This window comes from Roseibium sp. 10G30-5 (assembly GCF_055809635.1).
The window spans coordinates 1,292,175-1,304,029 of the sequence record NZ_CM147918.1 but is presented as its reverse complement, the minus strand read 5'-3'; the positions used below and the strand labels follow the sequence as shown (position 1 = coordinate 1,304,029).

9 protein-coding genes and 1 pseudogene are annotated in these 11,855 nt (G+C 57.2%); 4 read left to right on the top strand and 6 right to left on the bottom strand.

Annotated features, from left to right (window positions below; all coding sequences use genetic code 11):
- Positions 1-215 precede the first annotated feature (215 nt).
- The 4 genes and pseudogenes from AC0L7U_RS06615 (at position 216) to AC0L7U_RS06600 (ending at position 5,506) form a co-directional block, all read left to right on the top strand.
- On the top strand, positions 216-1,931 hold the full coding sequence (locus AC0L7U_RS06615; protein WP_473694744.1) for a peptide ABC transporter substrate-binding protein: 1,716 nt from the start codon (positions 216-218) through the stop codon (positions 1,929-1,931).
- 191 nt (positions 1,932-2,122) lie between these two features.
- Positions 2,123-3,130, top strand: coding sequence for an ABC transporter permease (locus tag AC0L7U_RS06610; protein ID WP_473694742.1), 1,008 nt, complete (start codon positions 2,123-2,125; stop codon positions 3,128-3,130).
- A pseudogene (locus AC0L7U_RS06605) lies at positions 3,123-4,041 on the top strand (ABC transporter permease). The gene AC0L7U_RS06610 and the pseudogene AC0L7U_RS06605 overlap by 8 nt, the downstream one beginning before the upstream one ends.
- Positions 4,042-4,069: 28 nt before the next feature.
- Entirely contained in the window at positions 4,070-5,506 is a 1,437-nt protein-coding gene (locus tag AC0L7U_RS06600; RefSeq protein ID WP_473694740.1) for an amidohydrolase, read from the top strand.
- Between the two features lie 102 nt (positions 5,507-5,608).
- Here the strand turns inward: AC0L7U_RS06600 and AC0L7U_RS06595 are convergent, their stop codons facing one another.
- The 6 genes from AC0L7U_RS06595 to AC0L7U_RS06570 all read right to left on the bottom strand — a co-directional run bounded on the left by AC0L7U_RS06595 (position 5,609) and on the right by AC0L7U_RS06570 (position 11,837).
- Positions 5,609-5,929 carry an alpha/beta fold hydrolase gene (locus AC0L7U_RS06595; RefSeq protein WP_473694738.1) on the bottom strand — a complete coding sequence of 107 codons (321 nt, stop codon included), beginning with the start codon at positions 5,927-5,929 and terminating at the stop codon, positions 5,609-5,611.
- Positions 5,930-6,471: 542 nt separating this feature from the next.
- The gene (locus tag AC0L7U_RS06590; protein ID WP_473694736.1) at positions 6,472-7,749 is read right to left on the bottom strand and encodes a D-tagatose-bisphosphate aldolase, class II, non-catalytic subunit; all 1,278 of its coding nucleotides are present in this window, start codon (positions 7,747-7,749) and stop codon (positions 6,472-6,474) included.
- Between the two features lie 21 nt (positions 7,750-7,770).
- A complete protein-coding gene (locus AC0L7U_RS06585) occupies positions 7,771-8,850 on the bottom strand; it encodes an AgaS family sugar isomerase (protein WP_473694735.1) in 1,080 nt (359 codons plus the stop codon).
- Positions 8,851-8,927: 77 nt separating this feature from the next.
- Positions 8,928-9,983: an ABC transporter ATP-binding protein gene (locus AC0L7U_RS06580; RefSeq protein WP_473694733.1), complete on the bottom strand. Its 1,056-nt coding sequence runs from the start codon at positions 9,981-9,983 to the stop codon at positions 8,928-8,930.
- Positions 9,984-10,065: 82 nt separating this feature from the next.
- Entirely contained in the window at positions 10,066-10,944 is an 879-nt protein-coding gene (locus tag AC0L7U_RS06575) for a carbohydrate ABC transporter permease (protein WP_473694731.1), read from the bottom strand.
- A complete protein-coding gene (locus AC0L7U_RS06570; protein ID WP_473694729.1) occupies positions 10,944-11,837 on the bottom strand; it encodes a carbohydrate ABC transporter permease in 894 nt (297 codons plus the stop codon). The genes AC0L7U_RS06575 and AC0L7U_RS06570 overlap by 1 nt, the downstream gene beginning before the upstream one ends.
- Positions 11,838-11,855: the final 18 nt, after the last annotated feature.

Sequence of the window (11,855 nt, the reverse complement as noted above, 5' to 3'; positions counted from 1 at the left end):
CACGGTGTTGCTGTTCCGGCAACGCGGTGTACTGCAACTCTCTACTTCCGGTTTGTCCCTCAAAATCGAATAGTTGTTCCTGTTCAATCGGCCTCAATGAAAAAATGTCGCAAAGGCACTCTGAGGCCCGCCTTTTGACACAGAGCAGTCAATGCGTACCGCAGCAGCAGGCCAAAAGCTTGAGCCGGAACTTTGGCTGGTAGGGGATAGAAAGCATGAAGAAATTGACAGCGTTGTCACTTGGGGCCCTCGCACTTGCGGCCTCCTTGTCGACAAACGCGATGGCAGCAGAGGCGACCGGCGGAGAATTGAAGCTGGTGTTCTCTCAAGCGCCGTCCATCCTGAACCCGTATCTTTCCGGCGGCACCAAGGATCTGGTGTCCGCCAGCATGGTGCTTGAGCCGTTGATCCGGTTCAATCCGCAAGGCAAGATGCTGCCTTGGCTCATCACCGAGATCCCGACCGTCGATAACGGTGGCATTTCGAAAGACATGACGACGGTCACCTACCACCTGAAGCCAGGTATCAAATGGTCTGATGGCACCGACTTTACCTCAGCCGATGTGGTCTTCACGGCGAAATACTGCATGGATCCGGGTGGTGGTTGCGCACAGGCCTCGCATTTCCAAGGTGTAAAGACGGTAGATGCGGTTGATCCGATGACCGTCAAGGTCACGTTCGATGCGCCAAAGCCTTATCCGTACTCTCTCTTTGCAACGCAGGAATCGCCGATCATTGAGAAAGCCCAGTTCGCTGACTGTCTTGGGGCCAAAGCGCCGACCTGTACCAAAGCCAACTTCTATCCACATGGCACAGGTCCGTTCGTTGTCACTGACTTCCGCCCGAATGATACGATCAAATTCAAGGCAAACCCACATTATCGCACCAAGGGTGAGCCGCATTTCGCAACCGCTCTGTTGAAGGGTGGCGGTGATGCAGCCTCTGCGGCACGCTCTGTTCTGGAAACCGGCGAATTTGATTACGCCTGGAACACGCAGCTTGCACCAGACGTTCTGGCCAACATGATGAAGGGCGGCAAAGGCAAGACGGTTGTGGCTTTTGGCAGCCTGGTTGAGCGTTTGCAGATGAACCAGACCGATGCGTCTCCTGAGCTTGGCCCGGATGACCGCTCGACCACCAAACACAAGAACCCGGTGACCGGCGATCCTGCCGTGCGCAAGGCTCTGAGCATGGCGATCGACCGCAAGACACTGGCTGAAATCGGCTATGGCAAGGCCGGCAAGGCCTCCTGTAACTGGGTTCCGGCTCCCGCCGCCTATGTTAATCCGAACAACAACTGGTGTCTCACGCAGGATATCGCCGGAGCCAAGAAAATTCTTCAGGACGACGGCTGGGTTGATACCAATGGCGATGGTATCCGCGAAAAGGATGGCCACAAGTTGAGCGTCCTGTTTCAGACCTCGACCAATGGCGTGCGTCAGGACTTCCAGTCGATCATCAAGCAGTGGTGGTCTGAGATTGGCGTCGACACGCAGCTTCGCAACGTTGATGGCTCCGTGTTCTTCGGTGGTGATCCGAACTCTCCGGACACATTCCAGAAGTTCTATGCAGACGTTGAAATGTACGCCAACAATTTCCCCGGCACTGATCCGGAGCAGTATGTGGCTCAGTACACCTGCGAAAAGATCCCGCGGCCGTCCACTGGGTGGCAGGGTGAGAACGTCAACCGCTATTGCAACAAGGACTATGACGCGCTGGTCAAGAAGCTGGGCAGCACGGCAGGTATCGAAGCACGCGGCAAGATCGTTCAGCAGCTCAATGACATGCTGACCCACAAGGCTATGGTTCTGCTGCCAATCGTTTATCGCGGCACGCAGTCTGCCAAGTCCAACACCATTGGCAATGTCGAGATCAACGGCTGGGATTCCGAACTCTGGAATATCGCTGACTGGTATCGCATCAAGAAGTAAGGCGCAGCCCTCCGGTCGCGGTTCGCCGTGACCGGAGGGCGATGGGGAACCGGAATGAGGAGTGGGCTTTACGCTCGTCTTTCCGCCTCCAATACCGGCAATGCTCGGGAGGCGCGAGGCCTCCCGAGCATTGCAACGAGAGCCAAACCGGACGTCTGCGGGTCTTATGACCCCAACTGAGGCCTTGCCTTATGTTCAATTATACCCTTCGCCGTCTTGTGATTGCGATCCCGACCTTGCTGTTCATCAGCCTGGTCATCTTCCTCCTCCTTGATTTTGCGCCCGGCGATCCGCTGGCCAACATGCCGCTGACCATTCCCCCGGAAGTGCGTGAGAAAATGCGGGCTGCGCTGGGTCTCGATCAGTCGGTCTGGATCCGCTATCTGCTTTGGTTGAAGCAGTTTTTCTGGATCGAGCCGCTGCATGTGGTGAACAACCTTTTCGGCACCCATTTTGCTGAGAATGCGCAGCGCATCCTGTCGTGGCAGACACGTAGCCCCGTGGCTGACATCATTGCGCAGCGCCTGCCGCAGACGCTTTGGGTCGTGGGTATGGCTTATGTGGTGGGCATCATGATTGCCCTGCCGATCGGGGTTATTTCCGCCTATCGTCAATATTCGATCTTTGATCAGGTCGGAACGTTCGTTTCGATGGTCGGCTATTCGATCCCGCCGTTCTTCAGCGGTGTCGCCGTCATCATCCTGTTCTCAATCTACGTTCACTGGCTGCCCTCGGTCTACGACACGACGCTGGAGGTGACGAACTGGAGTTCGTTTGTCGAGCAGGTGCGTCAGATGATCATGCCGGTGATGGTTCTGGCTTTGCAGATCACGGCGCAGATGAGCCGTTTCATGCGGGCTTCGATGCTGGACAACCTGCGCCAGGACTATGTTCGCACTGCCCGTGCCAAGGGGCTGAAGGAGCGCACGGTTGTTCTGGTCCATGTGCTGCGCAACTCGATGATCCCGGTTGTCACTGTCATTACCATGAGCGTGCCGCATATCTTCGGCGGCGCCATCATCACGGAGCAGGTGTTCAAGGTGAATGGCATCGGCCAGCTGCTGATCACGGCCATTCAGGCCAATGATCTGCCAATGGTGCAGACCCTGACCTTCATCTTCGCCATTCTCATCGTGCTCTTCAACATCGTCGCAGACGTTCTGTACGGCGTCCTTGATCCGAGAATTCGCTATGACTGATGCTGTTCACTCTTCCAATCTCGAAGACACGGGGTCTTCCTCGCAGTGGGGGGATGTCTGGCGGCAGTTTCGCCGGCATCGCGGTGCTTTGCTGGGCGCGACGATCTTCGGGATCATTGTCTTTGCCTGTCTGGTGGGGCCGTATATCTGGCCCTACAGTCCGACAAAGGTGAATATTCTGGCGCGCAACTCCGGAATATCCTTTTCACATCCTTTGGGCACGGACCAACTGGGCCGTGATCTTCTGGCGCGCCTGATCGCCGGCGGGCAGGTGTCGCTGGCCGTGGGCATGGTGGCGATGCTGCTATCGCTGGTGCTTGGCACGCTCGTTGGCGTCTTGGCCGGATATTTCCGCAGACTGGATGGTCCGCTCATGCGGTTCACCGATCTGTTTCTTGCCTTGCCGCTTCTCCCCCTTCTTCTGGTCATGGTGATGCTGTTTCGTGGGGCGCTTAATCAGGCCTTTGGACCTGAAATGGGCGTTTTTCTGCTGATCGTGACGGCGATCGGGGTCACGAGCTGGATGCAGACGGCGCGGATTGTGCGTGGTGATGTGCTGGCTCTCAAGGAGCGTGAGTTCATTTTGGCCGCGCGCTCTATCGGGACACGGCCTGGTAAGATGATCATCCGGCATCTGCTGCCCAATGTTTTGAGCCCCATCATGGTGTCCGCCACATTGGGCATTGCCAATGCCATCATCACGGAATCGTCTCTGTCCTTCCTCGGGCTTGGCTTCCCGCCGGACTTTCCGACCTGTGGGGCGTCTTCTCTTTGATGCGGTCGATCAGATCCAGCTCTATCCCTTGCGGGTGATCCTGCCGGGGGTTGCCATTTCGCTTACGGTTCTCTCCGTGAACTATCTCGGTGACGGATTGCGCGACGCTCTTGATCCAAGAATTCGTGGTCGCTGACTATCTACTGACAAAAAGGTTGAAACTGATGAAGAACGCCGAGCCCATTTGGGATCACGTCGATGCCCATGCCGAGGATTTGATCGGACTGGCTGATCGCGTGTGGGGCATGCCGGAAACGCTTTACGCTGAATATGCCTCTTGCGCTGAACATACGACGATGCTGAAGGACAAGGGCTTTACGGTCACTGAAAATCTTGCCGGGATTCCCACTGCGGTCATGGGAGAGGCAGGATCAGGTGGTCCGGTGATTGCCATCCTGGGTGAGTATGATGCCTTGCTAGGTCTGAGCCAGGAGGCAAATGTAGCCGAGCCCCGCCCTGTGGAGACTGGTGGTGCCGGGCATGGTTGTGGCCATAACCTGCTTGGGTCTGCTGCTCTTCTTGCTGCCTGTGGCTTGAAGGATTGGCTTGCGGAAACAGGTACGGCCGGGCGGGTGCGCTATTATGGGTGTCCGGCCGAAGAAGGGGGGCTGCCAAAGCCTTCATGGTGCGGGAAGGATGCTTTGACGATGTCGACATTGCCGTCACCTGGCGATCCGGGGATTTTCACCAAGGTGGCAGAATCCAGCAGTCTGGCCAACACACGCATCGACTTCGAGTTCATCGGCCGGGCAGCTCATGCCGCAGGCGCGCCGCATTTGGGTCGCTCCGCGCTGGATGCAATTGAACTGATGAATGTCGGTGTCAACTATATGCGTGAGCATATGACCAGCGATTGCCGCCTGCACTATGCCTATCTGGATGCGGGTGGCACGGCGCCCAATGTCGTGCAGGCAAAAGCCAAGATCCGCTATACTGTTCGCTCTGTGACCTTGAAAGGTATGTTTGCGCTGATCGAGCGCGTGAAGAAGGTTGCCGATGGCGCTGCCTTGATGACGGAGACGTCCGTGTCTCATTCTGTCATGTCGGCGGTGTCCAATCTGATCCCGTGTGAGCCGCTTGAGGTGGCTATGCAAAGTGTTCTGGAAGAGCTTGGGCCGGTGCCGTTTGACGATGCGGATCGCAAGTTTGCAGCTGATATTCAGGCGACCCTGAGCGACGAAGACATTCGCACTGCTTATGCGGAAAAGGGGCAGGGCAACTTCGCTGATGAGCCGGAAGTGCTGTGCGAGACCGTTCTGCCGCGCCCTGTGGTGCCGCGCGTGTTGGGCGGCTCGACGGATGTGGCCGATGTCAGTTGGGCTGTTCCAACGGTTCAGTTGAATGCGGCCACATGGGCCATCGGCACACCGGGGCATAGCTGGCAGGTGACGGCCCAAGGAAAATCCGGCATTGCCCATAAAGGCATGATTTACGCCGCCAAGGCCATGGCGCAACTGGCGCAGAAAGCCATAGAAGACGAAACGTTGATGGCCCGTGCCAAAAAGGCCCATGCGGACCAGCTTGCCCGCGATCCTTACATCTGCCCGATCCCCGTCGACGTCATGCCACCACTGCAACCGCGTCCGATTGCTGCTGAGTAAAAACACCAAAGGCACATGGCGTTGCGTCTTGAGCGAAGTCATGTGCCCACAGCAGCGCGTGCCACTGAGTGGGGCGCGAACTCATAAATCCGCTTAATGGCGTCATAAAGCGCAAAGAGCCGTCTGACGCAGACGGATATACAGCGCAAACTCCTGTAAAATCATACCACCAACAGACATTCCGATCAGATGTGCAGGTTGACCTCCGGTAGCGTCCAGCACCGCTTCAAGCGCTCTCGCCATCAGTGAAAACGTCGGCGGCTGATCTGGCCGTGGCGATAGTCTGTGACCGGGCATGTCGAAAGCCATCACATCGTGGGTCTTGGAAAATGCGGCAATCTGAGTGTCCCACACGGTCAGGTCCAGCCCGACAGGATGCAAAAAGACAATACGATCTGCATTTTGTGCCCCGGTGCGGATCATATTGAGGGGCCAAATCCGGGAACGTCGAGTGCAGTCATGTGCTGTCCGATCATGTGATGCGCTGCTGGTATCGGTCCGCTTCAAAAACGACTTTATAATTCGATACAATCTAGAATGGCGTAGGCGGCATCAAGTACGACACGGTGAGTTTCTAAGCTACGTGGCCTGCCTGCCGACCGGCGTGCGGGTTTTCTCGCACCAGATAATTGCGAGCTCTGCGGTGGGGATTTCAAAGGTGGCGTTCCGGCTGGACGTATGCGGACAAGGAGATGGGGCCAGCAACAGCTTTGTTACGGTCATGGTAGTTGACTATGGCGTTTTGGACATCACGCCCATCGGCGCTAAGGGCAGTGGCTCTGGACCGTTCCGGTTGCCAGCTCAGGCCTCCGGGTCGTTTTGCCGATCACTAACGCGCGCGTCTGATAGCGTGGTCTGTTGGTCGGGGCAAGATCAGGGGCATCTGCGCAACTCTGGGGGCTTTATCTCTCGATAAGCCCCCAGCTCCAAACAGAGAAATCGCAAGGTTTGTGTGAAAGCCGCTGTCAGAGGCAGGCGCTGATGTAGTCGTCCATCATGTCGGTGATGCTGGCGAGCACCAGAGCGTCTGAATGCGGTGCGAGTTTGCCTGCACGCACGGCCGCATAATGCGCGCCCAAATGCTGACCGATAAGCGTTTCAGGCAAGTCCACTCCCTTTAGCATGTCCATCAGCTCACTGACCGCCGCCGAGGCCTGCGGATGCGGCCAGTAGTAGCGAATGCGGTCGCTGTAGGAATAATGCCTCTGCGTGGCTTGTTCGACGTCGTTTCCGGGATAATACTTCTTCCAGTTATCTGGCTCTTCCAGCATGATCCGTTCCATTGTAGAGCGCAGGGTTTCGCTGCGTTGGTGCGGATACAGCGTGGCTGCAATCGCATCGAGACCATAAAGCGCTTCCCGTAGACGGAAGGTCAGGCCCGGCCCCACCTTGAGGATGGAAAAGCGGTTGGCCACCAGCGCCGCAAGATTGTCGCGGGTCTGATAGTCGGTCGAGTGACATTCAAACACCAGACCAGGCATTTCTGACAGGCTGGCGGTCAGAGCCGGAGTCTTTGACGCGTCGTAATCATCCACGCCATGACTGGAGAACTCCACGCCAGGCTGCACGACTATGGCAATTACCCGGTCAAAGGCATCACCTTGCCCCGCAGCGAGAAAAGTGTCCCGCGTTACGCGGTAGGTATTGAGGGCCGCTTCCGGCGTCGTTACCTGAAGCTCTTCCTCTTCACCCAGAGCACCGCCGGGAACCGGAACTTCCGTGCCGACGATGTAGACGGGACGCGGCACATCCCCGCCGGGCAGTGAGGCTTCCGCTGCCCGTGCAAGACGCACAGCACGACGTGCAGTCTCGTCGTCGCCAAGCGCGATCGGCTCGCCGGCGCAGCCCATGGAACAATCGAGATGCAGCTTGGTGAAACCCGCCGCCGCAAAGGCACGGATCATCACCTCTGCCTTGTCCATGGCCTCGTCCGCAGGCAGATCCTTCCAGGGGTTTGGGCCCAGATGGTCACCGCCGAAGATCAGACGTTGTGTCGGAAACCCGGTTCGAAAAGCAATCTCTTCGACAAATTGGCAGAAATCGGCAGGCGTCATGCCGGTATAGCCACCATCCTGATTGACCTGGTTGCAGGTTGCCTCGATCAGCAATGGAAGACACGTATCCAGCGTGGCGCGCATGGCCGCTTCCAGAACGATCGGATGAGCAGAACAAACCGATGGAATGCCCGACGGTCCTTGCACGTCGGACCAGGTTGCGATGTCTTTTAAAACATTCTGTGTCATTGGTTCTCTCTCCGTGCGGGGTCAAGCGGCCGGATAAAGCGTGACGCCTGTGACCACGCGGGAGAGATTTCCCTGATCAACAAAGGGATTATCGATATTGAGGCCCAGCGCCTCGGCCCAGCGAACGGCCCAGATCTGTGCTGCCATCACGTAGAGAGCCGCTTCCCAGCGTGCATCGCCAATACAGCGCAAATTCACATCGCATCCGGCGTCCCCCATGGTCAGCACCGTCGCGTCAGGAAACTGAACAAGGATTTCAGCGGCCACATCCCTGTCGTAGCGGGCGGTCAGCGCATCGGGATGGATCATCACGACAATCAAATCCTTGCCTGTAATGACAGACTTCGGCCCATGACGGAATGCAAGCGTACCGTCGTGACTGGAGACGGATTGACCGGCGGTGAGTTCCAAAACCTTGAGAGCGGATTCATGGGCGGCTCCCTTGAGGGCGCCTGAGCCCAAAAAGATCACGCGGTCCGGACGTGGAGGCGTCATCGCGTCATAGGCCTCCAGCAACTGCGGTGCCCTGTTCGCCAACGCATTGATTGTGGCAGGCAAGTCTTCCGTTGGTGCGAAACAGGCAAGTGCAGACAACAGCATGGTGGAGAAGCTGGATGTCATGGCAAAGCCTGCATCATGCGTTGCCTCGGGCAAAAGCAGCACCTGCTGCAGGTCTCCTTGTGCCGGGACACGCGTCGCCAGCACACCCTCCGGGTTGCAGGTGATGTGCAAACGGCCAACTTTAGGGAACAGGCTGTCGAGAATATCCAGCGTGCCGACACTTTCGGAACTGTCGCCAGAACGGCCGAACTGAACCAGAAGCAGTTTGGCATCGTCACGCAGGCATTCGTGCGGGTTGGAGACGATGTCAGTGGTTGGCACTTCATGCAGCTTCAGGTGGTCTTGCGACGCGAAAGCAGCTATCTCGCCAATAAAGGCCGAAGTGCCCGCGCCAGCAAAAATCACCTCTTCAAAACCAGAAGCTGCAATCCACGCGCGGATTTCGGCGGCTCGCTCAGTCAGCTTCGGCGCCCAATCCGCCCAGATTGCAGGCTGAGCATGAATTTCGCGCCACGTTGCGCTGTCAAGTGCGGTCGTCATAGTATCTCCTTGGGTCCCGTTTCGGGGTATCTTATGTCTGGCGTGCGCGCCGGAGGCGCAGAGCCGATTGGATGGGGTCAGTCAAGACGCTTGCCAGTGGTCTTGTCGAAAAAGTGGAAGACGCCAGATGGATTGTTCAGCCAAAGCGTATCGCCGGGCCCCGCATTAATGCGGCCAGCATGTGTGGCAATGCCACGGGTTCCTGCCATTTCTCCGAAGAGGTAGGTTTCCGCGCCAGTCAGTTCACGTGCTTCCAATGCCATGGGAAGAAGGCCATCGGCCTCGTTGGAAAGCTCAAGACTTTCCGGGCGAATGCCCACCACCACCGAAGTTCCTAGTGCCACGTTGGCGTTAAATGGAAGCAAGGTTTCACCGAGGCGCACACCTTCCGGCGATGCAACGCCATCAAACAGGTTCATCTTCGGCGAACCAATGAACTGTGCCACGAAGAGGTTCTGCGGCATGTCATAAATCTCGACCGGCGTGCCAACCTGTTCGATTTTGCCTCCATTCAGCACCACAATCCGGTCGGACATGGTCATGGCTTCCAACTGGTCGTGGGTCACATACAGCGATGTTGTGCCGAGCCGCAGTTGCAGGGCACGAATTTCCGAACGCATCTGCACACGCAATGTCGCATCCAGATTGGACAAAGGTTCATCAAACAGGAAGACTCGCGGCTTGCGCACAATGGCTCGGCCCATTGCAACACGTTGTCGCTGGCCGCCCGAAAGCGCTTTGGGATAGCGCTCCAGATAGGGCGTCAGGCCCAGAAGTTCTGCCGCCTGATGCACTGCCGCCTTGATTTCGGCCTTAGGGATGGAGCGCAGCTTCAGACTGAACCCCATATTCTCGGCCACGGTCTTATGCGGGTACAGCGCATAGTTTTGAAAGACCATGGCGATGTCGCGATGCTTCGGAGCAACATCGTTGATCACCTTGTCGTTCAGCAACAGACGTCCGCCACTGATATCTTCCAGACCTGCGACCATGCGCAGCAACGTAGACTTGCCGCACCCGGAAGCCCCGACCAGCGAGATCAGCTCGCCGTCATTGACCTGAAGATCGATGTTGTGAATGACCTCGACCTGACCATACCGCTTCTTCAGCGCCTCGAATTTCAGGGTAGCCATGCGTTGAACTCCGTTAAGTGGGCGCGCTCTGCCCTCAGGCGGCGCAGCTTCGTGACTGGTGCAGCGTGCAGACGGAAGGGACTCATTTCTGAGCTCCGGCCATCAGGCCACTGACGAGATAGCGATTGAGGAAAAGCACCAGCGCCACCGGTGGAATGATTGCCAAGATGCCTGCAGCATTCATCAGCCCGTAATCGATGTTGGAGCGGGTGGCGAACTCTGGGATCAAGACCGTGAGTGATTTGGTGGCAAGCGTCGGCGAGAACACCAAGGGGACGATGAACTGACCCCATGCATTGAGGAAGGTAAGGATCGCCGCAGCAATCAGGCCGGGAGCCGCCAGCGGCATGACAATGAATACCAGGGTATATAGACGCCCTGCGCCGTCCAGCCATGCGGCTTCTTCCAATGACAGCGGCATCGCCTCATAGACCGTTCGCATGAGCCAGAGGGCCAATGGCAGGAAGGCGGAGACGTAGATCAGCGTGATGCCGACGTAGGTGTCGATGAGATGGAGGCTGATCATCAGCCGATAAAGCGGGATCATCACCGTATAGGCCGGGATCGCCATGGTGGCGACCACGAGAGCAAACAGGATGTTGCGACCGGGAAAGCGCAGCCGGACGAAGGCATAGGCACCGAAAGCGGCAATAGTCACCGTAACAATGGTCGCCAGACCCGATGTGATGATGCTGTTGAGCATCGCAGCATGGAACTGTGGCCAGACGGATGCTGCCTCGTTGCCGTTTGCCATGCTGGTCGCGCCCAGAAGTCTGGCATAATGCGCAAGCGTTGGGTGTTCGGGCCATAGACGCAGAGTTTTCGAGATGATCTCATTCGACGGGGTGAAACTGGTCGCCAGTGCCCAGTAGATGGGTCCAAGTGACCAGACGAGCAGAAAGAGAACAGAAACAGCCTTGCCAATGAACAGGGCGGCATGAAAGAGCTTTTTCGAGGTCATCAACCCATCCTCGTATCGCGGGAAATCTTGAGGACGTAGATCAGCGAGACCACTAGCGAAGCGATCATTGCCAGCAGCGACAAGGCCATGCCATAGCTGAAACGCAGATCCTGAAATGCGGAGAGATAGGTCTGAATAATGACCGAGCGTGTGCCCAGACTTGATCCACCCATGATCCAGGCTTCGTCAAAAAGGTTGAAGGCAAAGACGGTTGATTGACTGAGGGCAATCGCCAACCCGCCGGAAATCAATGGGAGCGTCACTTGCTGGAAACTGCGCAAGGGCCCGGCTCCATCCAGACGCGCTGCCTCATAGAGTTCCTCCGGTACGCTTTGCAAGGATGCCAGAAGAATGATTGCCGTTAGCGGGGCCATACGCCACACGTGAACCACTGTAACCATCAGCAGTCCGGCAATCCGGTCGTTGGACCACACGACAGTATGATCGATGATGCCGAGTGCTTCGAGCACATGATTCAGCAATCCGTAGCCAGGGTTATAGATCCACATCCAAACGATCGCATTGACCACTGGCGGAAGACACCAAGGCAGAACGGCAGCGGCCAGAAGCCATTGCCGCCCATGCCGAACGCGGTTGAGAAGAAGGGCCATGGCAAGGCCAATCAGGGTTTCGGCGACAACCGCCACCACGACATAGAAGACGCTGTTGACCCAGGCTGTCTGAACGTCGCTGTCGCTGACCAGCCGGGTGTAGTTCGTCAGCCCGATGAAAGGCTGTCCTGCCTGCATCGGATCGACGCGGTAAAAGCTGTCGACCACCGTATTGACGAGCGGTCCGAAGACCAGCCCGCCCATGATGACGACAATGGGAATGACGAAAGCCAGCGCCGAGGCCGACTTCATCACGCTTGTAAGGTTGCCGAAAATCGGCACCGGACTGGCTTGCCATGT